Origin of the sequence: Tenacibaculum sp. ZH5_bin.1 (assembly GCF_042865525.1) — a bacterium.
Taxonomy (GTDB): Bacteria; Bacteroidota; Bacteroidia; order Flavobacteriales; family Flavobacteriaceae; genus Polaribacter; species Polaribacter mesophilus.
Genome location: NZ_JBEGIO010000002.1, coordinates 102,878 through 128,191 on the forward strand (window position 1 = coordinate 102,878; position 25,314 = coordinate 128,191).

At 32.9% G+C, this 25,314-nt stretch carries 22 protein-coding genes and 1 riboswitch; of the genes, 19 read left to right on the top strand and 3 right to left on the bottom strand.

The genetic code is table 11. The features are described from left to right. Positions 1 to 13: 13 nt before the first annotated feature. From ABHQ57_RS08480 to ABHQ57_RS08505, 6 genes are all read left to right on the top strand, one after another. The gene (locus ABHQ57_RS08480) at positions 14 to 1,114 is read left to right on the top strand and encodes an imelysin family protein (protein ID WP_073182954.1); all 1,101 of its coding nucleotides are present in this window, start codon (positions 14 to 16) and stop codon (positions 1,112 to 1,114) included. Beyond that, positions 1,107 to 2,474 (top strand): HTTM domain-containing protein, encoded by a 1,368-nt coding sequence (locus ABHQ57_RS08485; RefSeq protein WP_073182952.1) that lies wholly within the window; start codon positions 1,107 to 1,109, stop codon positions 2,472 to 2,474. The genes ABHQ57_RS08480 and ABHQ57_RS08485 overlap by 8 nt, the downstream gene beginning before the upstream one ends. Next, positions 2,449 to 4,941 (top strand): TonB-dependent receptor domain-containing protein, encoded by a 2,493-nt coding sequence (locus tag ABHQ57_RS08490; protein WP_389863288.1) that lies wholly within the window; start codon positions 2,449 to 2,451, stop codon positions 4,939 to 4,941. Before ABHQ57_RS08485 ends, ABHQ57_RS08490 begins: the two co-directional genes overlap by 26 nt. A 242-nt stretch (positions 4,942 to 5,183) precedes the next feature. Continuing rightward, the gene (locus tag ABHQ57_RS08495; RefSeq protein ID WP_073182948.1) at positions 5,184 to 5,711 is read left to right on the top strand and encodes a hypothetical protein; all 528 of its coding nucleotides are present in this window, start codon (positions 5,184 to 5,186) and stop codon (positions 5,709 to 5,711) included. Positions 5,712 to 5,920: 209 nt separating this feature from the next. Then, positions 5,921 to 7,426 (top strand): ATP-binding protein, encoded by a 1,506-nt coding sequence (locus tag ABHQ57_RS08500; protein WP_125064373.1) that lies wholly within the window; start codon positions 5,921 to 5,923, stop codon positions 7,424 to 7,426. A gap of 3 nt (positions 7,427 to 7,429) precedes the next feature. Continuing rightward, positions 7,430 to 8,173 carry a LytTR family DNA-binding domain-containing protein gene (locus tag ABHQ57_RS08505; protein ID WP_047789510.1) on the top strand — a complete coding sequence of 248 codons (744 nt, stop codon included), beginning with the start codon at positions 7,430 to 7,432 and terminating at the stop codon, positions 8,171 to 8,173. On the opposite strand, the gene ABHQ57_RS08510 is transcribed toward ABHQ57_RS08505, so the two are convergent. The 3 genes from ABHQ57_RS08510 to ABHQ57_RS08520 form a co-directional block, all read right to left on the bottom strand. Then, positions 8,174 to 8,443 carry a hypothetical protein gene (locus ABHQ57_RS08510; protein WP_047789511.1) on the bottom strand — a complete coding sequence of 90 codons (270 nt, stop codon included), beginning with the start codon at positions 8,441 to 8,443 and terminating at the stop codon, positions 8,174 to 8,176. A gap of 5 nt (positions 8,444 to 8,448) precedes the next feature. Beyond that, positions 8,449 to 9,036, bottom strand: coding sequence for a hypothetical protein (locus ABHQ57_RS08515; RefSeq protein ID WP_389863293.1), 588 nt, complete (start codon positions 9,034 to 9,036; stop codon positions 8,449 to 8,451). A gap of 120 nt (positions 9,037 to 9,156) precedes the next feature. Next, positions 9,157 to 9,912, bottom strand: a complete 756-nt coding sequence (locus tag ABHQ57_RS08520; RefSeq protein ID WP_389863295.1) for a hypothetical protein — start codon at positions 9,910 to 9,912, stop codon at positions 9,157 to 9,159. A 247-nt stretch (positions 9,913 to 10,159) separates the two neighbouring features. Here ABHQ57_RS08520 and guaB point away from each other — a divergent pair, with 247 nt between their 5' ends. From guaB to ABHQ57_RS08585, 13 genes are all read left to right on the top strand, one after another. Beyond that, positions 10,160 to 11,635, top strand: a complete 1,476-nt coding sequence (guaB, locus tag ABHQ57_RS08525; RefSeq protein ID WP_073182936.1) for an IMP dehydrogenase — start codon at positions 10,160 to 10,162, stop codon at positions 11,633 to 11,635. Between the two features lie 253 nt (positions 11,636 to 11,888). Continuing rightward, complete coding sequence (msrB, locus tag ABHQ57_RS08530; protein WP_349264929.1) at positions 11,889 to 12,335, top strand: peptide-methionine (R)-S-oxide reductase MsrB; 447 nt, start codon at positions 11,889 to 11,891, stop codon at positions 12,333 to 12,335. 14 nt (positions 12,336 to 12,349) lie between these two features. Next, on the top strand, positions 12,350 to 12,895 hold the full coding sequence (msrA, locus tag ABHQ57_RS08535) for a peptide-methionine (S)-S-oxide reductase MsrA (protein ID WP_167713940.1): 546 nt from the start codon (positions 12,350 to 12,352) through the stop codon (positions 12,893 to 12,895). A 6-nt stretch (positions 12,896 to 12,901) separates the two neighbouring features. Further along, entirely contained in the window at positions 12,902 to 14,467 is a 1,566-nt protein-coding gene (locus ABHQ57_RS08540) for a YdiU family protein (RefSeq protein WP_389863587.1), read from the top strand. Positions 14,468 to 14,651: 184 nt separating this feature from the next. After that, positions 14,652 to 14,765, top strand: a riboswitch (SAM riboswitch). 131 nt (positions 14,766 to 14,896) lie between these two features. After that, positions 14,897 to 16,189 (top strand): O-acetylhomoserine aminocarboxypropyltransferase/cysteine synthase family protein, encoded by a 1,293-nt coding sequence (locus ABHQ57_RS08545; RefSeq protein ID WP_389863299.1) that lies wholly within the window; start codon positions 14,897 to 14,899, stop codon positions 16,187 to 16,189. Positions 16,190 to 16,372: 183 nt separating this feature from the next. Further along, positions 16,373 to 19,771: a bifunctional aspartate kinase/homoserine dehydrogenase I gene (thrA, locus tag ABHQ57_RS08550; RefSeq protein WP_389863302.1), complete on the top strand. Its 3,399-nt coding sequence runs from the start codon at positions 16,373 to 16,375 to the stop codon at positions 19,769 to 19,771. A 299-nt stretch (positions 19,772 to 20,070) separates the two neighbouring features. Next, positions 20,071 to 21,237, top strand: coding sequence for an O-succinylhomoserine sulfhydrylase (locus ABHQ57_RS08555; RefSeq protein ID WP_167713937.1), 1,167 nt, complete (start codon positions 20,071 to 20,073; stop codon positions 21,235 to 21,237). Between the two features lie 23 nt (positions 21,238 to 21,260). Continuing rightward, positions 21,261 to 21,668, top strand: coding sequence for an Rrf2 family transcriptional regulator (locus tag ABHQ57_RS08560; RefSeq protein ID WP_047789518.1), 408 nt, complete (start codon positions 21,261 to 21,263; stop codon positions 21,666 to 21,668). Positions 21,669 to 21,785: 117 nt separating this feature from the next. Then, positions 21,786 to 22,040 carry a DUF2061 domain-containing protein gene (locus ABHQ57_RS08565; RefSeq protein ID WP_073182924.1) on the top strand — a complete coding sequence of 85 codons (255 nt, stop codon included), beginning with the start codon at positions 21,786 to 21,788 and terminating at the stop codon, positions 22,038 to 22,040. A gap of 11 nt (positions 22,041 to 22,051) precedes the next feature. Then, the gene (locus ABHQ57_RS08570) at positions 22,052 to 22,660 is read left to right on the top strand and encodes a phosphoadenosine phosphosulfate reductase family protein (RefSeq protein ID WP_159495372.1); all 609 of its coding nucleotides are present in this window, start codon (positions 22,052 to 22,054) and stop codon (positions 22,658 to 22,660) included. An 11-nt stretch (positions 22,661 to 22,671) separates the two neighbouring features. After that, on the top strand, positions 22,672 to 23,577 hold the full coding sequence (gene cysD / locus ABHQ57_RS08575) for a sulfate adenylyltransferase subunit CysD (protein ID WP_196781629.1): 906 nt from the start codon (positions 22,672 to 22,674) through the stop codon (positions 23,575 to 23,577). A gap of 108 nt (positions 23,578 to 23,685) precedes the next feature. Continuing rightward, positions 23,686 to 24,933, top strand: coding sequence for a sulfate adenylyltransferase subunit 1 (locus ABHQ57_RS08580; RefSeq protein ID WP_167713935.1), 1,248 nt, complete (start codon positions 23,686 to 23,688; stop codon positions 24,931 to 24,933). 15 nt (positions 24,934 to 24,948) lie between these two features. Next, positions 24,949 to 25,299 (top strand): 4Fe-4S dicluster domain-containing protein, encoded by a 351-nt coding sequence (locus tag ABHQ57_RS08585; protein ID WP_167713934.1) that lies wholly within the window; start codon positions 24,949 to 24,951, stop codon positions 25,297 to 25,299. The last annotated feature ends 15 nt before the right edge of the window (positions 25,300 to 25,314 follow it).

Genomic DNA, 25,314 nt, shown 5'->3' on the forward strand with positions numbered 1-25,314 from the left:
TAATTAAGACAAAATGAAAAAAATCGTATACATATGTGTACTTTCTTTAATCGTTGCATGTAGCTCAAGTAGTAGCGATAATCCTAGTACATCAAACCCAGATGATTTTAATAGAAAAGAGATGTTGACTTTTTGGGCTGATCAAATGATTATTCCAGGATACAATGATTTTGTAGAGAAAACACAATTATTAAACGAAGCAATAAATAAATTTACAACAACAGTAAGCACAGCTAATTTAGTTGAAGCAAGAACTGCTTGGAAAAATGCTTACGTAACTTGGCAAAAAGTTTCTTTATATCAAGTAGGTAAGGCTCAAGAGATAAACATGGTTGGTTATATGAACACAATACCAACTAACGCTACTCAATTAGATGATTATGCTAAGTCAGGGACTTATAACCTAGAGTCACCTAATTTAATAAGTGTACAAGGTTTTCCAGCTTTAGACTATTTACTTAACGGGAAAGGGACTGATGAGGAAACTGTAACTTTTTACACAACAGCAGAAAATGCAGCTAAGTATAAACAATACTTAAAAGATGTAAGCAACAGAGTTTATAATTTATCCAAAGAAGTTAAGGATGATTGGAACGGAGGTTACAAGCAAACTTTTATTGAAAATGATGGATATTCAATATCAAGTAGTGTAGATAAATTAGTAAACTTTTATGTTGTAGCTTTTTTTGAAAAACAATTAAGAGACCCTAAAATAGCTAATCCATCAGGAGCAAGAACAGGTATACCAGATGTAACCTTGGTTGAAGGATTTTATAAAAAAGACATTTCTAAAGAATTATTTATAACCGCATTAACAGCTACAAAAAACTTTTATAAAGGAATAGGTTATAATGGAAATAACGGTAAAAGTTTACAGCAATATCTTGAATTTCTAAAAAGAAAAGATTTAGCAGATTTAATAAACACAAACTTTACAAATTTAGAAGATAAGGCAAGTTTATTAAAAGATGATTTTACAGATCAAATTCAAAATGACAAAAACGTGTTTTTAAATACTTATGAGGCTATGCAAACAGTATTAAAAAACTTTAAACCAGATATGATGAGTGCTATGAGTATTAAAAATACTTCGAGCGACGCTGATAATGATTAATACATTACAAAAATATTTCAAAAAAAATACGGAAGCTGCTCCACTTGCAGTATTTCGTATTTTTTTTGGTTTTATGATGTTTTGTAGCATACTACGTTTTTGGTTAAACGGATGGATAGAAGAACAGTATATAAAACCAAAATTTTTCTTTTCATACTACGGATTCGAGTATATAAAACCATTTGGTAACTACACTTATTTATTATTTTTAATTTGTGCAATAGCTGCACTATTTATAATGTTAGGTTATAAGTATAGAGCAGCAGCAATTACTTTTTTTTTAAGCTTTACCTACATAGAATTAATGGATAAAAGCTATTATTTAAACCATTATTACTTTGTAAGTTTAGTAGCATTTATTCTAATTTTTTTACCAGCAAATGCTTATTTTTCTGTAGATGCAAAACAAAACGAGAAAATAGCCTATCAAAAAATACCTAATTGGACTATAGATGCTATAAAGTTACTATTAGGTATTGTATATTTTTATGCAGGATTAGCAAAACTAAATTCTGATTGGTTGTTTAGAGCATCACCATTAAATATATGGTTACCTGTACAAAACAATTTACCGTTAGTAGGTTTTTTAATGGTTAAAACATGGTTTCACTTTGCTATGAGTTGGGCAGGAGCTATATACGATTTAACAATACCTTTCTTATTATTAAATAAACGAACACGCACAATAGCGTTTATTGCAGTAATTATATTTCATGTATTTACAAGAATATTATTTTCAATAGGAATGTTTCCTTATATAATGATTGTCTCAACCATTATATTTTTCAATCCAAAGCTACATCATAAAATACTAAATACCATAGCAGCCATATTTAGAATTTCTAAGGATTATTTCGATCAAGGAAAAACCTTAGTAACTACTCAAAAACTAACATTAACAAGAAAATTTTTAATACTATTTTTTGTACTGCAAATAATTATTCCTTTTAGGTATTTGTTGTACCCCGGAGAGTTATTTTGGACTGAAGAAGGATACCGTTTTTCTTGGCGTGTCATGTTAACAGAAAAAGCAGGCTATGCAGAGTTTAAAATAATTGATGAAGAAACAAAAAAGCAAGTATATATTGATAATAGCGATTATTTAACAACATTACAAGAAAAACAAATGAGTTTTCAATCAGATTTTATACTTGAATTTGCTCATTTTTTAGGAGACACCTACAAGAAAAAAGGAATGAAAAACCCTAAAGTGTATGTAGATAGTTATGTAACATTAAACGGTCGACTTAGCACACAATTTATAGATCCAAAAGTAGATTTATATCAACAAAAAGAAAGTTTTAAACATAAAAATTGGATTATACCATTTAATCATGAAATCAAAATTAAAGGCCTGTAGCATTATTTTTACCTTATTTTTAGCTGTGCAAACAGTAGTAGCACAATATACCATTTCAGGAAAAATAATTGATGAAAAAGGAAACCCTATTAATAATGTTGAAGTTTTTGATGCTTCAGGCGGAAAGTTAGCAATATCAGATGCTCAAGGAAATTATAAAACCCAACCATTGCAATCAGGAAACTATTCATTGGTATTCTTTTCTTACAATTTCGAAATAAAAGAACATGCACTAACTATTACAAATAAAAATATTGTAGAAAACATAACACTTTTAAAGTTAGATGAAGAATTATCAGAAGTAATTATCAATCAAAGACTAAGAAAAGTATTTAGTTTAAAAAGATTAAAAGCAGTAGAAGGAACTGCCATTTACGAAGGAAAAAAAACAGAGGTAGTTTTATTAGACCAAACAGTAGGAAACAAAGCAGCGAATAACGCACGCCAAATATATAGTCAAGTAGTAGGACTCAATATTTACGAAAATGATGATGCAGGATTACAGTTAAATATTGGAGGTAGAGGTTTGGATCCTAACAGAACATCAAACTTTAATACACGACAAAATGGTTACGACATTAGTGCAGATGTATTAGGATATCCAGAAAGCTATTATACACCTCCAGCAGAGGCCTTGCAAGAAATACAAATTGTTAGAGGAGCTGCATCATTACAATACGGAACACAATTTGGAGGCTTATTAAATTTTAAATTTAATGAACCTAATAAGAGTAAAGAATTTGAGTTCATAACAAGACAATCTACAGGATCTTTCGGTCTTTTCAATTCTTTTAACAGTGTTGGAGGTGCAGTTGATAAAACAGGTTATTACGGTTACATAAATTATAAACGAGGAGATGGTTTTAGACCAAATTCAGAATTTAATTCAATAAATATTTATGGTCATGTAAATCATAAACTATCAGAAAAAACAACTTTAACAGTAGAGGCAACATATTTAAATTATTTAGCTAAACAAGCTGGAGGGTTAAATGATAGAATGTTTAATGAAGATCCTTTTCAAAGTAACAGATCAAGAAATTGGTTTCGTGTAAACTGGAATTTGTGGACGGTAAAACTAGACCATAATTTTACAGAAGACACGCGCCTAAGTGTTAACTTATTTGGGTTAAATGCTTCGAGAAAAACCATAGGGTTTAGAGGAAATTATAAATCAAGTAATGTAAGCCCTATAACATATGTAGATGAACCTTTTGCAGATGGAAATTATGCTACGAGAGATTTAATTAACGGGCAATATAAAAACTGGGGAACAGAAATTCGCTTTTTATCAAACTATGACTTTAGAGGGCAAAAGAATACTTATTTACTAGGTGTAAAATATTACAAAGCAAATAATTCAGAAGAACAAGGAGCAGGATCTAATGGTGTAGATGCAAACTTTACATTTGCAGATGTAGATGCCTATGCCTCATCTAATTTTAAATTTCCCAATACGAACGTAGCATTATTTGGAGAACATATTTTTAAACTATCAGATAAATTTTCAATAACTCCTGGATTTAGATTAGAATACATAAAAACAGGAAGTAACGGAGATTATAAAACAGTATTGTGGAATAATGAAGATCTACAAAACGGAGTGCCGTTACCTAACGGAATTAATACGTTTAGAGACGATAGAACAAAAGAAAGAAGCTTTGCTTTATTGGGTATTGGTGCAAGTTATAAACCCTCGACAAAGTTAGAAATTTATGCAAATGCTTCTCAAAACTACCGTTCAGTAACCTTTAATGACATCCGTACGGTAAGTCCTACTTTTAAAGTAGATGAAAACATAGATGATGAAGAAGGAGGCACAGCAGATATTGGAATAAGAGGAAAAATTAAAAACATAGTAACCTACGACCTAAGCGGATTTGGACTATTTTACAACAAAAGAATCGGAATTTTTTGGGTAAGTAGCGGACCCGATGCAGGAGACAGGTTAAGAACTAATGTAGGAGACGCTTTTATTTATGGTTTTGAAGGTTTTACAGATGTTAGTTTGGCAAATGTATTTAAGTTGCCATCAAACTACGTGCTAAATACCTATGTAAACCTAGCGTTAACACAATCAGAATATACAGATTCATTAGAAAAATCAGTAATAGGAAATCAAGTAGAGTTTATACCGAACCTAAACTTAAAAACAGGAGTGAAGTTTGGATATAAAAACTTTTTAAGTAGCTTACAGTTAACGCATTTGTCTGAGCAACAAACAGATGCTACACATGCAACAGTAGATAGCACACATCCTAGTTACGGAACAATAGGTCCTATACCAGCATATACAATTGTAGATGCTTCTTTTTCATATTCGTATAAAAAATGGAAGCTAGAAACAGGAGTTAACAACCTGTTAGACGAAAAATACTTTACACGTAGGGCAACAGGATATCCTGGACCAGGTATTATACCATCATCTCCTAGAAACTGGTATGTAACATTACAGTTCAAGATTTAAAATAAAGGGAGAAGCTTCGGTTTCTCCCTTTTTTAGTTACATGGTATTAATATAACGGCTTTATCGTGTTAATAAAGGCTTTCGAAAACTATTAATAATATTTGCTTTGCTAGCGGAAGAACTAGGAGTTTTATAGAGGAGTATTTATCTAGATACTCCTCTATAAATTATTAACAAACTATTTTTTCTTTTCTTTTTATAATTGTAAATTTAGCCAATAACCAAATTAAAATTATAAAAACATGGGAAACCCAGTAAACGTTAACGGAGTTACATTAACATTAAAAGACTTTAGAAAATTTGACACTAATATTAGTGTTGATAATGTACCAAAAGGACCTTTAGTTAACATGTCAGGTCTTGAAGGTAGTACAAGTAACCCTTTTACTGTAACGGTTTTAGCATACTTACCAGATAACCCTTTGAAGCCAATTGAAAATACCACTGGTTTACAACTACAAGGAAATGAAATCTATTTAAACTATTATGGAATTATTCCAGTTCAAATCCCAAATAAAGAAGGAGGGTATAATATGGTAAGTTGTAGAGATTTTAGAGTAGATTTTAATTGTGATCAAGTGGCCAGTCAATATGATTTATATTATATAGAATATACTTATGAATTGGGAGAAGGAACTGAATTAGCGGACATGATTCTTGTTAGGAATAACAATACTAATCCAGTTTTGAAAGATGTGAATGAGGGACCTATCACAGATAGAGGAACAGTTACAGCACCAGCAGAAACAGAACCACCAACAGAATTTTAATTTTGAGCAAATTAAGTTCTGTCATAGGAATAATAACTCTGTTTTTCTTTCAGGTTAATGAAGGGCCTAAAAAGAAAAACAAGGTTTTTATTGAGAGAGGTCATACTATATGCCAAAAATATAAGAATGAAACTTTTTGCAAGGCCTTAAGTTTTTATAAAGAAAAACAATATGATTCCTGTTATGCTTATAGTAGTAAAGCTTTGTTATTGACAAATAAAGCCGAAGAGATTGCTTATATTAATTTTATGCAAGCCTATAGTGCTTATAAAAAAGGTTTTTATAAAAAAGCATTACAAAGTTTACATTCAATAACAAATGAAGAGGAGAATATTTTAGAAAAACAAGTCTTATTAGGAAGTGTATACTTAAGTTTAAAAGAGTATAATAAATCAATAGTTCACTATCAAAAAGCTTTAGAGAAAAAACCAGAGCCTTTTAGGAAAAAGAACATTTACCATAATTTAGGAGTTAATTTCTTACAAAAAAGAGCTTTTGGAAAAGCTAACGAATATTTTTTGAAAGAAGTTTCTCTAATAAAGAAGAAAGATACTGCGGCAATAATTAGAGCCAAAATAGATTTAGCAAACCTATACTATAATCAATATTTAGATGATAAGGCAATTCCTTTATTTCAAGAGGCTTATGATTTGTCCAAATTGTATTCAGATTTTAATCTTAAACAAATATCCGTGAGAAACATGGCGGTTGTGGAGAAGAATAGAAAAAACTACCAAAAAAGTATAGAGTATTATATGGAATATGGTAATTGGAAAGACTCTATTTGGAACCGCGATAAAATTTGGGAGCTTACAGAAAAAGACAAACAATTAGCCGTAGCTCAAAAGCAACAAGAAATCGTTTTACAAGAAGAACAGCTAAAACGTCAAGCGGTAGTGCAAAAGAGTTTAGTAATTGGAGCTTCAGGATTATTAGTTTTTCTCGGGTTTTTAGGCTATTTTTATAGAGAGTTAAAAAGTAAAAATAGGTTTATTACCCAACAAAAGGAAGAGTTAAACGTAGCTAACAAAACGAAAGACTATTTGTTTTCTGTAGTATCTCACGATTTACGTTCACCAATAAATACAATTAAACGACAACACGAAAAGTTAAAACGACAGTTAAAAAACAAAGAATACGATGCGGTAAGTGAAACGACCAACAACGCTATTGCGTTAACTGAAAGCACGAGTCATTTATTAAACAACGTATTGCATTGGTCGTTAGAGCAAAACAATCAGTTATCGTTTAAAGCAGAAGAATATCCTTTAAAACCGTTGGTAGAACAGGCTGTTTATAACTTTGAAGAAATTGCAGAAGCTAAAAACATTGCACTAACGACAAAGTTAGAAGCTACTATTTTGGTAAAAGCAGACAAAGAGTCCTTAAAAATAGTATTGAGAAATTTGTTAGATAATGCACTAAAATACACAGGAGAAAACGGCAAGATTGAAGTAAAAACCTATAACGACTCTGAAGAATTTAGTGTAATTAAGATTAAAGACACAGGTTTTGGAATTTCAGAAGAAAAACTAGCAAAAATAAAAGGATTAGAAGACTTAAGTATTGACAAAATTAACAGATCTGAGGGCGTAGGGCTAGGTATGTTACTATGTCAAACACTTATTAAAAAGAATAATGGAAAATTACTCATAGATAGTGAGTTGGAAGTGGGGACAACTATACGAATTTTGTTACCCAACGCAAGCGCATAAATTATGAAAAAACTACAATTACTATTGCTAGAAGACTTAGAAGAAGAAGCTTTAGAACTTTCTTCTTTTTTAGAAGATAATGACTACGAAGTATCATTAGCAAAAAATGCGGTAGAAGCAGAAAAGCTAATTAGAAATCGCTTTTTTGATGTTATTATTTTAGACATCATGATAAACGGAAGACCAGACGGAATTTCGTTAGCACACCGTTTGAATAAAGAAGGAATTAATGTGCCTTTTTTATTCCTAACAAGTATGCAAGGAAGAGAAATTTTTGATGAAGCAAAACTAACCAATCCGTTAGTGTATCTTCTAAAACCATATAACAAACTAGAATTGTTATTTTCTTTAGAATTGGCAATTGAGTCGTGTTATCAACAAAACAACAGTATTAGTTTAGCATCAAACAATGGTGTAATAAGTCCGTCTTTTTTATTTATAAAGAAGAAAAGAAGCGTGGTTAAAGTAGATGTAGCTGCTATTAATTATGTAGAAGTAAAGGAAAAATACTGTAGTATAATTTGCGACTCAGGAAATTATCTAATAAAGTTATCGCTAACCAAGCTAAAAGACATGCTATCTAATCCAGATTTTAGACAAGTACATAGAAATTACTTAGTTAACGTAAAGAAAATCAAAGAAATTTACTTTGAAGATAATCTTATTGTCTTAGATAATGATGAAAAAATACTCTTTAGTGAGCGTTACAAAACAGCATTTATAAAAGACAATACAATTTTTAGGTAGTTATACCACTTTAGAAACTAAACTTATAACAAAGCCAAAGCCATTTTCAATATTAGAAATAGCTTTGGCTTTTTCATTATTACTAATAGTAGCATCATCAATAAGTTTAAGTGTTTTTATGGCGTTTGCATTGGTAATTTTACTTTCCTTAATAAAAGCATCCACTTCGCTAAGCTTTAGGTTTGTTAAACTAGCCAATTGTTTGTTAAACTCAGCATCAGTTTGTGAAGCAGCTTCTTTAGCTATATTGTTCCAGTCTATAGAGTTCATAATCGTTATTTTTCAGAAATTACTTTTTCAATGGTTATCAATTTATTTAGGGCACTTCCAGTTTTATCAATACTCTGATTAATGGTGTTTTCAACCTTTTTTATATTAATTTTATCACCTGTAAGTTGATCTATTGCCGACAAAGCGTCACTTTCTGTAGTTTTTATGTTTACAGCAGAGTTAATTAAGTTTTGAAGCGAAGTAGTAGCTTTACTATAATCGCTATAATTAGAGTTTAGTTGGTTTAAAATATCTTGTCTTTGTAAATCTAATACACTTTGAAGCGAATCTTTTTTATGATTAATAATAGGAACAATACTATTTAGAATATTAGGTAATTCTTTTTTATAATCTAAAGAATCTGGTAATAAACCCTCAAACTTTTTTAATAGCGTAGGGGTGTACTTATTTTCAATAAATAAATTGATTTTTTCTTTTCGCTCATCAAAAAGTTTATTGACTAAAGCTACATTTAGTTGATGCATATTATCAGCTTCTTTAATAACTTCTTTAGTAAGTGTTACAGTAGAGCTTGGAATACTGGCGCAGGAAAAAAGAAAAAAAGAAAAAACAGATGCATAAAAGTATTTCATAAGTATAGTTAGTTTATAATAAAAAAGAGGTTACTACAGTATTGAGCTAAGTTTGGTTAGTATGTTGTAAGCTCTATTATAATCACTTAACAGTGCAACCTCTTTTATTTTTAGTAATAGTTATTTATTGGGTTTAGGTACAATAAAAATAGATTTAACCCTATCTATAATGCCTTGTAATATGCTAAAAATAGCTTCTGAAGAAAACCCACCAATCAGTGCTAAAACACCTTTATTAAAAAGGTTGATGTCTTCAGGGCTTTTAGTGTAAAATGAAATAATTTCCGACATAATTAGTCCAGCAATAATACCAAGTACTATCTGTGCTAAATAAGAAATAGACTCTTCAGAAACCATGGTTGATTCTCTAATAGAATCGCTAACTCTTTTCAATAAATAAAAAATAACTCCTAAACCAGCAACAGATGCTAAGTAGGAGAGGTTTAAAAGGAGTGGTAATCCAGAGTTATTCATTAAACCTTTATTTAATGAGTTATTATTTACATCAGGAGAAAGTGCAGTAATAATAAATAAAACCAAAAAGAAAAGAGCTAAAAAAATAAGGTTCCTTACCACAGGAAGCTTGCTAAAAATCGATTTGTTTTGTCCTTCTTCACACAGTGCTTTAGTGTATTCTATCGATTTTGGCGTTGCAGGAGCAATGTTTTTAACAAGAATATTATGCGCATTTATCAAGTCGTTTAAACCCTTACTTTCAATGAGAGAATTGACTTCTGTATTAATAGTAATCCCATTGTAAATAGCATACGATAGCATGTTGTTAATTTCAGTAATTAATTCTTTAAATACCTTAGGATAAACATCGGTAGTGTTAACTACTTTCTTGGTATCTTTTATGAGGGTACTGTTCTCCATTAGTTGTAGGTTTATGAATAGGAATAGGGTAAACACATACTAAAATTAAGAATGATATAGAAAAGAATGAGCAGAGAAACCTTGAGCGTATAAAAGTTGATTATTAGCGTTATTGATAGAAGGGTAAAGCAATAAACAAAAGATAAAATATAAAGCGATTTACTTAACTTAAAATTAAAGGTAGTTTTTGCATTATTTGTAGTATATTTGCATGCAATTAATTAACAACACACTAAATTGATTGCATATGCAAGCTCATCAAGCTAAAATATTAGGAGAAGGATTAACGTACGACGACGTTTTATTAGTTCCTGCCTACTCAGAAGTACTTCCAAGGGAAGTTTCAATCCAAACAAAATTTACAAGAAACATAACAATCAATGTTCCAATAGTATCAGCAGCTATGGATACGGTAACCGAATCTGCTATGGCAATTGCTATTGCAAGAGAAGGAGGAATAGGAGTGTTACATAAAAATATGACAATTGAGCAACAAGCTCAAGAAGTTCGTAAAGTAAAACGCGCAGAAAGCGGAATGATAATCGATCCGATTACTTTGTCGTTAAGTGCAATCGTTTTAGATGCTAAACAAGCAATGCGTGAGCATAAAATTGGAGGTATTCCAATTGTTGATGAAGCAGGAAAATTAGTAGGAATTGTAACGAATCGTGATTTGCGTTTCGAAAAAAATAACGAGCGTCCTATTGTTGAAGTTATGACCTCTGAAAACTTAGTAACTGTTGCAGAAGGAACTTCTTTAAAAGATGCTGAAGTTATCTTACAAGAAAACAAAATAGAAAAGTTACCTGTTGTTAATGACGATGATAAGCTAGTAGGATTAATTACTTTTAGAGATATTACAAAGCTTACACAAAAACCAATAGCTAATAAAGACTCATATGGACGTTTACGTGTAGCTGCAGCATTAGGTGTAACGCATGATGCAGTTGATAGAGCAGAAGCCTTAGTAAATGCAGGGGTAGATGCTGTGATTATTGATACAGCTCACGGACATACCAAAGGAGTGGTTTCTGTATTAAAAGAAGTAAAAGCTAAATTCCCTGAATTAGATGTTGTTGTAGGGAACATTGCAACACCAGAAGCAGCTAAATATTTAGTAGAAGCTGGAGCAGATGCAGTAAAAGTAGGAATAGGACCAGGATCTATTTGTACAACTCGTGTAGTTGCAGGTGTAGGATTCCCACAATTTTCAGCAGTATTAGAAGTAGCAGCTGCTATTAAAGGAAGTGGAGTTCCTGTAATTGCTGATGGAGGTATTCGTTATACAGGTGATATTCCAAAAGCTGTTGCGGCTGGAGCAGACTGTGTAATGTTAGGATCATTGTTAGCAGGAACCAAAGAATCTCCGGGAGAAACTATTATTTACGAAGGAAGAAAATTCAAATCGTATCGTGGAATGGGATCTGTTGAAGCAATGAAACAAGGATCAAAAGACCGTTACTTCCAAGATGTAGAGGATGATATTAAAAAGTTAGTTCCAGAAGGAATTGTAGGACGTGTTGCTTACAAAGGTGAATTACAAGAAAGCATTCACCAGTTTGTAGGTGGGTTACGCGCAGGTATGGGATACTGTGGAGCAAAAGACATTGAAACACTAAAAAACACAGGAAAATTTATCCGTATTACTGCAAGTGGGATTAATGAAAGCCACCCACACGATGTTGCTATTACTAAAGAAGCACCTAACTATAGTAGACGATAAACTATAAAGAAACTATAAAACAAAAACGCTGTTAGTAATTAAACTAACAGCGTTTTTGTTTACAACATTTTTTCTTCTTTATTAACTAATGTAAAAAGGGCACTTTTAAACTCCTAACAAATGTAAAAGCACTTTTTATAAATAATGAGAATTAAAATCAATATAATAAATAATGAATCATAGCTTTGTAAGTAACAAAGAAAAGAAACTACTAATAAGTTAAATAAAACGAAAGAGCAGGATGAGCGACAAAATTTTAACTTGGAAAGACGTAATTAATTTTGCAGTTAATGGTAATCCAACACCTGATAAAAGAGTGGAAAAAACAGCAACAGAATGGCAAGAACTTTTAACTACTGAACAGTTTAGAGTTACCAGACAAAAAGGAACAGAAAGACCAAATTCAGGAGCATTGTGTAGTGTTTATGATGCTGGTAAGTATAAATGTGTATGTTGTGGTACACCTTTGTTCGATTCAACGATTAAATTTAGTTCAGGTACCGGTTGGCCCAGTTTTACACAACCTATCAAAGAGAATGCTATTCAATATGAAAAAGATACTACCTTTGGTATGGTTCGCGTAGAAGTGATGTGTAATACTTGTGATGCGCATTTGGGGCATGTATTCCCTGACGGACCAGAACCTAGCGGATTACGTTATTGCATTAACTCAGTATCAATGATTTTAGATACTGAATAAAAGAAAGTATATAAATGACAAATAATAAATTAGAACTAATTACCGTTGGTGGCGGTTGCTTTTGGTGCGTAGAAGCTATTTTAAATCAAATAAAAGGAGTAGAAGAAGTGGTATCTGGTTATATGGGAGGAACCGTACCAGGAACACCAACTTATAGAGAAATTTGTTCAGGTTTAACAGGACACGCAGAAGTAGTACAAGCAACATTTAATCCTGAAATTATAAGTTATGAAGAGTTGTTGGTAATGTTTATGACAAGTCATGACCCAACAACTTTAAATAGGCAAGGAGCTGATGTAGGAACACAATACCGTTCAGTAATTTTTTATCAGAATGAAGAGCAACAACAAACTGCTGAAAAAGTAGTAGAAAAATTATCTCCGCATTATGAAGATGAAATTGTAACAGAAATAACTCCATTAACTACATTTCATGCTGCGGAAGAGTATCATCAAAATTATTATGAAAACAACAAAGAACAAATGTATTGTGCTGCAGTAATTTCACCCAAGCTATCTAAACTTAGAAAAATGTACGCAAACAAACTAAAAGAACAATAGAACGTGTTGAAATTCAATATACAAAATACCTTTACTAAAGAATTACCAGCAGACCCAATTCAAGAAAATACTCGAAGACAGGTTACAGAAGCTTGTTTTTCGTATGTAACACCTAAAAAAACATCCAATCCAAAAATAATTCATGTTTCGGATGAAATGGCAAATGAGTTAGGACTTTCAGAAATAGCAATAGCTTCAGAAGAATTTAAGAATGTTTTTACAGGGAATGATGTATATAAAAACACACAACCGTATGCGATGTGCTACGGCGGACATCAATTTGGACATTGGGCAGGACAATTAGGAGACGGCAGAGCAATTAATTTGTTTGAAACAGTCTATGATAATAAAAAATGGGCTTTGCAGTTAAAAGGAGCTGGAGAAACACCGTATTCACGTACTGCGGATGGACTAGCAGTGTTACGTTCCTCTATTCGTGAGTATTTGTGTAGTGAAGCCATGTATCATTTAGGAGTTCCTACAACAAGAGTTCTCTCCTTAGCTTTGTCTGGAGATGAAGTATTAAGAGATGTAATGTACGACGGAAACACTGCGTATGAAAAAGGAGCCATTGTATGTAGAACAGCTGAGTCTTTTTTACGTTTTGGTAGTTACCAAATATTTCCTGCCAGAGGAGATGTAAAAACATTAAAAACATTAGTTGATTATACAATCAAACATCATTATTCTCATTTAGGTGAATCTTCAAAAGAAACGTATGTTTCCTTTTTTAAAGAGGTAGCAGAGCGTAGTTTAGAAATGGTAATTCACTGGCAACGTGTAGGTTTTGTACATGGAGTAATGAATACCGATAATATGTCGATTTTAGGTTTAACTATTGATTATGGACCTTATGGATGGTTAGAAGGTTATGACCACGGATGGACACCAAATACAACGGATAATACACATAAACGTTACAGATATGGTTCGCAACCAGAGGTGGTTTTATGGAATTTATATCAGTTGGCAAATGCTCTATATCCTTTAATTGAAGAAGCAGAACCTTTAGAAGCAGTTTTGGAAAATTACCAAGAGCAGTTTCCTGAAAAGTATATGCAAATGATACGAGAAAAATTAGGACTTTTTTCTTCGCAAGAATCAGATGGAACGTTAGTTTCAAACCTTGAAGAAGTACTTCAAAAAATAGAAACAGACATGACTATTTTTTTTCGATTGTTGTCAAGCATTTCAAAAGATGATAGCATAGAGGAGGCAATCAAAAAAATAGAAAAAGCATTTTATACGCCTTCAGAAGTTGTAGACGAAATAAAAAAATCTTGGGAAAACTGGTTCCAAAGTTACATAGATAGATTACAAAACGAAACTGCTTCAGATGAAGACAGAAAAGAAAAAATGAATGCTATAAACCCGAAATATGTACTCAGAAATTATATGGCACAATTAGCCATTGATGATGCAAATAAAAATGACTTTGTATTGTTAAATGAGTTATATTTACTGCTCAAAAATCCTTACGATGAGCAACCAAAATATGAAAAATGGTTCGCAAAACGACCAGAATGGGCTCGAAATAAAGTAGGATGCTCTATGTTATCTTGTAGTTCTTAAGATAAAAAAAGGTGTAAATTTTTAGTTTAAACAAAATATTTTTACGTATTGATTTGCAGTTGTTTATATTTTATAATTAAAAATAATTCAAAATACTTTCTTAAATAAAAATCAAAATAAATTTGGAAAATCCATTTTTATAATTGAATATTTGTGCTCGTAAAAGTTCAAACACTTATTGACGATGTTATCAAGAAAGGTGGAGGGATTAGACCCTATGAAACCTTAGCAACCCTTTGTGCAAACAAAGAAGGTGCTAAATTCTACCAGAGTGTAAAAACTCGTGGATAGATAACCCAAAGAAGTTTCTTTAATATCTACAAGAATCTTCTTATAATTTCTTAATAACATTTTTCTAGTAAGCAACATCTAAAAATAGATGTGTTTTGGCTTTTGGTTTAATTTTTTATTAACTCAAAAACAAGAAAAATGAGTACACAAAAATTCGCAACAAACGCGTTGCACGCAGGTCACGATGTAACACAAAACGGAGGAACAAGAGCAGTTCCTATTTATCAAACTACGTCGTATGTTTTTAATGATGCAGAACATGCAGCAAACCTGTTTTCGTTAAAAGAGTTGGGATTTATTTACACCCGATTAAATAATCCCACTAATCAAATTTTGCAAGATCGTTTAGCTGCTTTAGAAGGTGGTATAGGAGCTGTAGTTTTTGCTTCGGGAACAGCAGCTATTTCGACTGGATTGTTAACTTTATTAAAAGCAGGAGACCATATCGTAGCTTCGAGTAGTTTGTACGGAGGAACCTACAATTTATTAAATGTCACTTTACCAAGATTGGGTATTACTACTACGTTTGTAGATGCTTCAAACCCTGATAATTTTTCGGCAGCAGTACAAGAGAATACTAGAGCCTTTTTTGTTGAATCTCTAGGGAATCCGAAGTTAGATGTATTGGATTTAAAAGCTATATCAGCGCATGCGAAAGAAGCAGAAGTTCCTTTCATTGTGGATAATACCATAGCAACTCCAGCTTTGTTAAACCCGATTGAACATGGAGCCAATATTGTAATTCACTCGTTAACAAAGTACATTGGCGGACAAGGAAATTCGTTAGGTGGAGCAATCATTGATGCAGGAACTTTTAACTGGGCAAATGGAAAGTTTCCTGAGTTTACAGAGCCTTCAGCAGGGTATCACGGATTGGTATACCATGAAACTTTAGGAGCTGCATCGTACACGTTTAAACTGATTTTAGAAGGATTGCGTGATTTTGGAGGGGCATTAAGTCCGACAAACGCATTCAACATTATTCAAGGATTAGAAACCTTAGAAGTACGAATTCAAAAGCATAGTGAAAATGCATTGAAACTAGCAAAATGGTTGCAAGAACAAGAAGAAGTTGCTTGGGTGAATTATCCAGGATTAGAAGGAAATAAATATAAAGCTTTAGCTGATGAATACTTACCAAAAGGTCAAAGTGGATTGGTAACTTTTGGAGTAAAAGGAGGTTACGAAGCTGCTAAAACCATTGCTGACAATACCAAACTCTTTTCATTACTAGCCAATATTGGAGATACTAAATCTTTAATTATTCATCCAGCAAGTACCACACACCAACAATTGAGTGATGAAGCTCAAGAAAGCACAGGAGTTACCAAAGACTTAATCCGTTTATCAGTTGGTTTGGAAAATATTGAAGATTTAAAAACCGATTTACAAGAAGCATTTGCTCAAATTCCTAAAGAAGTATTGGTTTAAAACAACTTGCGTTAGGGATTAACTCATAATAGGTTATTTACTTATTGGTTTCGTTGAATGCTTCGCATTTGCGGTGGCATCCTTTTGTTGTCAGTTCGAGTTTGCGAAGCAAGTATCGAGAACCAACAAAAGATATAACGGAAAGCCCGACCCTTTAGGGGAACGCCCATAAAGACATCAATAATGAAAAGTGATTTGCAGCATATTAATATTCTTAGTTATACCACATTAAGCGGTACACAATTCGATACAATTCCGTTAAGCTATCAAGTTTTTGGAAAAGCATTGAGTACCGCTCCTGTGGTACTTATTAACCACGCACTCACAGGAAATAGCAATGTTGCTGGAAGCCAAGGTTGGTGGCAAGATTTAATAGGAGAAGCCAAGGTTATAGATACTAATGAATATACCATTTTGTGCTTTAACATTCCAGGAAATGGTTATGATAATTTCTTAATAGATGATTACAAAAGTTTCGTAGCACGTGATATTGCAAACATTTTTCTACAAGGGCTAGAACAACTCAACATAACACAATTATTTGCGTTGATAGGAGGATCTTTAGGAGGTGGAATAGCATGGGAAATGGCTGTGTTGAATCCGAAAATTACCGAGCATTTAATTCCTGTAGCAACCGATTGGAAATCGACCGATTGGTTGATAGCAAATTGTCAAATACAAGAGCAATTTTTAATCAATTCTAGTAATCCTGTGCACGATGCACGTATGCATGCAATGTTGTGTTACAGAACGCCAGAGTCGTTTAAAAAACGTTTTCAACGCTCAAAAAATGAAGAGTTACAGATTTTTAATGTAGAAAGCTGGCTGCTACATCACGGAAAAAAATTACAAGAACGCTATCAGTTAGCTTCTTACAAATTGATGAATCAGTTATTAAAAACCATTGATGTTACAAAAGGAAGAGAAGAGCTAGATGTATTAGAGAGAATCGAGGCAGACATCCATATTGTTGGCGTAGATTCTGATTTGTTTTTTACTGCGGAAGAAAACAGAGAAACACACAAACAACTGGCATCAGCCCATGCGAATGTAACCTATAATGAAATTAATTCAGATCATGGGCATGATGCTTTCTTAATAGAATACAAGCAATTAGAAAAAATTATTGAACCTATATTCAATCAAAAATCAACAAGTAAGAGAATGAAAATTTTAAAGTTTGGCGGAAAATCTTTGTCGAATGAAGGGATACAAAATGTAGTATCTATCATAGAACAGAAAATTAATAATGGAGAGAAGATAGCAGTGGTAGTATCAGCAAGAGGAAATGCTACAGATGAACTGGAAGAACTCTTAGAAAGAGCTGCTAAAAATGAAACTTTTAAAGAACAATTAGAAGCATTTCGATATGAGCAAACGAAATTAACTCCGTTAGTAGATTTTTCTACGGAATTTAATCGCTTAGAAAAGTTGTTTGAGGGAGTTAGTTTGTTAGGAGATTATAGCCAAAAGATAAAAGATGAAGTGTTAGCTCAAGGTGAGTTATTATCGATAAAAACGGTAACAGATTTATTACAACAAAAAGGAATCAATGCACTAGCTACAGATTCAAGAGCGTTGTTAAAAACGGATGAAATAGTAGGAAAAGGACAATCGATTGTTGAAATTTCTAAAGAAAATGTATTAAATCATTTTAAGCAGTACAACGGAACAACTGTGAATGTGGTAGCGGGGTTTATAGCTTCAAACCTAAAAAACGAAACTACTACGTTGGGTAGAAACGGAAGTAATTACACAGCCTCGTTGTTAGCGAACTATCTAGATGCTGAAGAGTTGCAAAACTACACGCATGTTGATGGAATCTTCACGGCAAATCCTGATTTGGTGGCAGATGCTAAGAAAATAGAGGTATTGTCATTTTCCGAAGCAAATGAATTGGCAAACTTTGGGGCGAACATCTTACACGCTAAAACAATTATTCCGTTGTTAGAGAAGAACATCAATCTTCGAATTTTAAATACTTTCAATCCTAACGATAATGGAACGCTTATTACAGCAAAGTCAACCTTAAAAGGAATCAAATCCTTATCGGTTTTAGACAAGGTTGCTTTAATCAATTTTGAAGGAAGAGGTTTGTTAGGTAAAGTAGGGGTAGATGCACGTATTTTTAAAGCATTGAGTAATCATGGAATTAGCGTGAGCATTATTTCGCAAGGTTCTTCAGAAAGAGGAATTGGTTTAGTGGTCGACAAATCGAATGCAACTGCTGCTGTAAAAGCTTTAGAGCAAGAGTTTGAAAATGACATACAAACAAAAGATGTAAACCAGATTTCGATACAGGAAGAAGTATCTGTAATTTCAATTATTGGGCAAGATTTAAGTGAGTTTCATCAGCCATACAACGCTTTAATTAAGAACCAAATAGTTCCCTTGTTATTCAACAATACCATTACAGGTAAGAATGTAAGTTTGGTAGTTAAAAAAGAGCAATTACACAAGGCGTTGAATGTGATTCACGGTCAAGTATTTGGGGTTGCTAAAAAGATAAACATAGCTGTTTTTGGTAAAGGATTAGTTGGAGGAACCTTGATTGAACAAATTTTAGAAAATTCAAAATCGATTTTAGAAAGACGTAAAATTTATCTGAACATTTTTGCGATTGCGAACTCTAAAAAAGTGTTGTTAGCAAAAAATGGAGTTGGAACTAATTGGTTGAATGAGCTTGAAAAAGCAGTAGAAGATAAGCATACAGTTGATAGTGTAATTGACTATGCAAAAGAACATCATTTAGAAAATTTAATAGCAGTAGACAATACAGCAAGTGTAGATTTTATAGAAAATTACATTCCTTTAGTCAATGCTGGATTCGACTTGGTTTCTTCTAACAAAATAGCGAATACTGTTTCGTACGATTTTTATAAAGAGTTACGAAAAACCTTAGATAAAAATAAGAAGAGTTACCTGTATGAAACCAATGTTGGCGCAGGTTTACCATTGATTGATACGATTAAATTATTGCACGATTCAGGAGAGAATATAACCAGAATTCGAGGAGTGTTCTCAGGATCATTAAGTTATTTATTCAATAAATTTTCTTCGGAAGACGTAACATTTTCAACGGTGTTACAAGAAGCCATTGATAAAGGGTTTACAGAACCGGATCCTCGTGAAGATTTATGTGGAAATGATGTTGCCAGAAAACTATTGATTTTGGCACGTGAATTAGATTTAGAAAACGAGTTTGAGGATATTCAGATAGAAAACTTGATTCCAGAAGAGTTTAGAGAAATATCTTCTGATGAGTTTTTAGGAAACTTAGAAAAACTAGATGCTACATTTCAACAGCAAAAAGAAGCACAAGAAGAGAAACACGTACTGAGATATATCGGAGATTTACATGGAGACTTACAACAAACAAAAGGAGAGTTAGATGTAAAATTAGTATCTGTACCAGAAAATTCACCTTTAGGAAGTCTAAAAGGTTCAGATGCCATATTTGAAATCTACACAGAATCATATGGAGAACAACCCATAGTAATACAAGGAGCAGGAGCAGGATCAAAAGTTACAGCCAGAGGAGTGTTTGGAGACATTTTACGATTAGCCAAGAATAATAACTAGAAAAGAGAACAAAGAAAATAGAGATAAGATTTACTAAAGCCTTTGTCAGTTCGAGTGATTTTTATGGAGTGTTAACGAAGTAAAAATTGTATCGAGAACTATTAGAATACTTCTCGGTACAAAATTATTTTTATTTCATTTCAATAATTTTACTCGAAGTGACATCAGAAAAAAGGAATAGAAAACTTAAAAACAAGAACCAAGAAAATAGAGCAGAGAGAAAAGATATAAGAGCTAAGACCCACAAATCTTGATTCTTTTATCTGACAATGAAGCGGTCAAACATCTAAAAAAACAACATGAGCAAAAATTTTGAAACACAAGCTATACGAACGCAAATAGAGCGTTCTCAATTTTCAGAACATTCAACACCCTTATACCTAACCTCAAGTTTTGTGTTTGATGATGCTGAAGATATGCGAGCATCTTTTTCAGAAGAAAAGGAGAAGAATTTATACAGTAGATTCTCAAATCCGAATACCACAGAATTTGTCAATAAAATAGTAACTATGGAAGGTGCAGAAGTAGGGTATGCTTTTGCAACGGGTATGGCTGCAGTATTTTCAACGTTTGGAGCTCTGTTAAATGCGGGAGATCATATTGTGTCGTGTCGCTCTGTTTTTGGGTCAACTCATAGCTTGTTTACAAAGTATTTACCTAAATGGAATATAGAAACGAGTTATTTTAAAATTAATGAGGTAGATAGGATTGAAAGTTTAATTCAGCCGAATACAAAAATATTGTATGCTGAAACTCCAACAAATCCAGCAGTTGATATTTTAGATTTAGAGTTGTTAGGAAGCATTGCAAAGAAGCACAATTTATTGTTAGTGATAGATAATTGTTTTGCAACTCCGTACTTACAGAATCCTATCAAATTTGGAGCAGATTTGGTAATTCACTCAGCAACAAAGTTAATAGATGGTCAAGGACGTGTTTTAGGAGGTGTTGTAGTAGGAAAAGAGGAACTGATAAGAGAAATTTATATGTTTTCAAGAAACACTGGACCTGCAATGTCGCCATTCAATGCTTGGGTGCTGTCTAAGAGCTTAGAAACTTTATCGATACGAGTGGAAAAACATTGCGAGAATGCGTTGAAGGTGGCGCAGTTTTTAGAAGAGCACCCGAAGGTCAACTTGGTAAAGTATCCATTTTTAAAGTCGCATCCACAGTATGAAATTGCAAAAAAGCAAATGCGATTGGGAGGAAACATTGTCGCTTTTGAAGTAAAAGGAGGTATTGAAGCTGGACGCAACTTTTTAAATAGTATAAAAGTATGCTCATTATCAGCAAATTTAGGAGACACACGAACGATTGTAACACATCCGGCATCAACCACTCACAGTAAGTTAAGTGAAGAGGATCGATTAGAAGTAGGAATAACAGATGGATTGGTACGATGCTCGGTAGGACTAGAAAATGTAGAGGATATAATTAACGATTTAAATCAAGCATTAAATAATTAAGAAGTAAAGCATATATTTGTGATATGCTTTCTAAGAAAACAAAATACGGAATTAAGGCGCTTACTTTTATTGCAAAACAAGAAAAGGGCACTATGGTACAAATAGCTACCATTTCAGAAAACGAAAACATTTCACACAAGTTTTTAGAAAGCATATTACTTACCTTACGAAAATCAGGGATTTTAGGAGCAAAAAAAGGAAAGGGTGGAGGCTATTATTTGCTAAAGCCTGCGAGCGAAATTAAAATGACTGATGTTATTAGAACACTAGAAGGACCTATTGCTATGGTACCATGTGTTAGTTTGAATTATTATGAAAAATGTGATGACTGTCCAGATGAAGAAGCATGCTCAGTACACAAACTAATGATTCAAGTAAGAGATAATACGCTACAAGTACTTCGTAATAACACACTTGCAGATTTAGTGTAGCATTAACAAATTGTAAAATTCAAATATTTTTTTGATTTCCCCTTGGAAAATTAAAAAGCATCTGTATATTTGTCGACTTAAAACCTAGTATTCCGATAGGGTAATGGTATTTTAAAAATGATTGTAGAACAAGTAGTAGAAAATAAAGCTAATTATAAAGAAGATAAGCTTTCTGAAAAGCCACTAAGAAGCATTATAAAATCAATAAGTTGGAGAGTTGTTGGTACCATAGATACAATATTAATATCATGGGTAATTACAGGACAAGTAAAAACAGCTTTTTCAATTGGAGCTGTAGAATTAGTAACAAAAATGCTATTGTATTTTTTTCACGAAAGAGTTTGGAACAGTATTAAATGGGGCAAAAAATGAGTATAGAAACAATGAATTTAGAAGCAGTAAACGCAGAGTTAAAAAACAAATCTCCAAAAGAGATTATTGTTTGGGCATTACTACAAGCAAATAAAGCCGTAGTAACTACAAACTTTCGTCCCTATGAAGGAGCCATTTTACACGCAGTAGCATCAGTAAAAAACAGTATAGATGTTATTTGGTGTGATACAGGATATAATACTCCACAAACCTATAAACATGCTGAAGAGTTAATTGAAAAATTACAATTAAACATTCAGTTGTATGTACCTAAACAAACGGTAGCACACAGAAACATCACTTTAGGATTACCAACAGTTGATGACCCAAAACATGCGGTATTTACTGAGCAAGTGAAGTTAGAGCCTTTTAAAAGAGCGATGGAAGAACATAAGCCAGATGTTTGGTTTACGAACTTAAGAAAAGGACAAACAGCTTTTAGAGATAGTATTGATATTGTTTCAAGAAGTAAAGATGGAATATTAAAAGTGAGTCCGTTTTACCATTGGTCAGATGAGAAGTTAGATGCTTATTTAGAAGAGCATCAATTACCTAACGAGTTTAAGTACTTCGATCCCACAAAAGTAGAAAGTAACAGAGAATGTGGTTTACATATTTAAAGAACATGATTATGAATACAGAAACGATACAAGTAGGAGCTTTAGAAAGTGAAGCCATATATATATTAAGAGAAGTAGTCGCGCAATTTGAAAAACCGGTGTTATTGTTTTCGGGGGGCAAAGATAGCATAACACTGGTGCGACTTGCTCAAAAAGCATTTTATCCAGCAAAAATTCCATTCCCTTTATTACATATCGATACAGGACATAATTTTCCTGAAACGATTGAATTTAGAGACCGTTTGGTAGAAGAATTAGGTGTTGAGTTAATTGTTCGTCAAGTACAAGACAATATTGATGCTGGTAAAGTAAAAGAAGAAACAGGAAAGTACGCTAGCCGAAACATGTTACAAACCGAAACGTTATTAGATGCCATTGAAGAATTTGGTTTCGACGCATGTATCGGTGGAGCGCGTAGAGATGAAGAAAAAGCGAGAGCTAAAGAGCGTATTTTTTCAGTACGAGATGATTTTGGACAATGGGATGAAAAGAATCAACGTCCAGAGTTGTTTGATATGCTAAATGGAAGAATTGATTTAGGTCAGAATGTACGTGTTTTTCCAATTTCTAACTGGACAGAGTTAGATGTTTGGTCGTATATACAACAAGAGAAAATTGAAATTCCATCCATCTATTTCGCTCATAAAAGAGCCACTTTTATTAGAGACGGGTTAATCTGGTCTGCAAACGATGAAGTTGTGTATAGAGAAGAGGAAGAAGAAGTACAAGAGCGTATGGTTCGTTTTAGAACAGTAGGAGATATGAGTTGTACGGCAGCAGTTTTATCAGATGCAATAGATATTGATACAGTAGTAGACGAAATTAGAGAATCTTCCATATCAGAAAGAGGAGCAAGGATAGACGATAAACGATCTGAAGCAGCAATGGAAAAACGTAAACAACAAGGATATTTTTAAAAAAGGTTTTTGCTATTAGCTCTTGGCTGTTAGCAATATGAAAATTAATAACAAAATAAAACTAGGCAAGTGCTAAAGGCTAATAGCCAATCGCCAACAACATAAAATATGAACGTAGTAAAAATAGCAACAGCAGGAAGTGTAGATGACGGAAAGAGTACACTAATCGGGCGAATTTTATACGATACACAATCATTAACCCAAGATAAATTAGAAGCGATAGAAGAAAAAAGTAAACAACGCGGATTTGATTACTTAGACTTTTCTTTAGCCACAGATGGGTTGGTAGCAGAACGTGAACAAGGAATTACTATTGATGTAGCTCACATATATTTCTCAACACCAAAAACAAGCTTTATTATAGCCGACACTCCAGGTCATATTGAGTATACCAGAAACATGGTTACTGGAGCTTCAAATTCTCAAGCCTCTATCATTTTGGTAGATGCCAGAAATGGAGTGGTAGAACAAACCTATCGTCATTTCTTTATCAATAATTTATTGAGAGTAAAAGACGTGATAGTAGCTGTAAACAAAATGGATTTGGTAGACTTTTCAGAAGAAAAATTCAATCAGATTAAAGGTGAGATAGAATATCTAGCTAAGAAGAGCGACTATCAAAATCAAAATATCACATTCATACCTCTTTCAGCTTTGAAAGGAGATAATGTTGTGAAGTCTTCAGAAAACACCCCTTGGTATAAAGGAGAAACATTACTGAATTACCTTGAAAACTTGGGATCTGAAGATACGCAAGAAGTATCAAAAGCACGTTTCCCAGTGCAAACAGTTATTCGACCTAAAACGGATAAGTATCATGATTTTAGAGGATATGCTGGGAAATTGTATGGAGGTGATTTAGCAGTAGGAGATAGTGTAACGGTATTACCATCAGCAACAAAATCTACCATAAAAAGCATTCGATTTTTTGATAAAGAATATGTAAGAGCAAAAAGAGGAAGCTCTGTAAACATCACTTTAGAAGATGATGTAAATGTAAGTAGAGGTGATATGTTGGTTAAAACAGGAGAAGAACCTTCTGTGGTAAAACAGTTAGAAGCTACTATTTGTTGGATGGATAAAGCGCCATTACAAGCTTCAGAAAAGTATTACATTAAACATGGAGTAAATGATGTACAAGCGAAAATAACGGAGTTAAAAACAATTGTTCGTACTGATTTTTCTGGAGTAGAAGAAGCGCCTGCCAAATTATCATTAAACGAAATAGGCGAAGTAAGTTTAAAAGTAAGCAAGCCTTTATTTGTTGATTCATATGAAGAAAATAAGGCAAACGGAGCATTTATCATTATCAACCCCAAAACGAACAATACGTCAGGAGTTGGTTTTATCAAGTAATAAAATTTAAAAGTTATGGCAATAATCATTACAGATGAATGCATCAACTGTGGGGCTTGTGAACCAGAATGCCCAAATACAGCCATTTATGAAGGAGCAAGTGACTGGAAATATAGTGAAGGAACTTCATTACAAGGAAATGTAACCTTATTGGATGGAACTTCGGTAAATGCAGATGAGGAGAATGAACCAGTATCTGATGAATACTATTTTATAGTACCTGATAAATGTACTGAGTGTAAAGGGTTTCATGAAGAACCACAATGTGCGGCAGTATGTCCGGTAGATTGTTGTGTGCCAGATGATGCACATGTAGAAACAGAAGAACAATTGTTAGCAAAGCAAAAGTTCTTACATAACGAATAACAACGCTTTTATAAG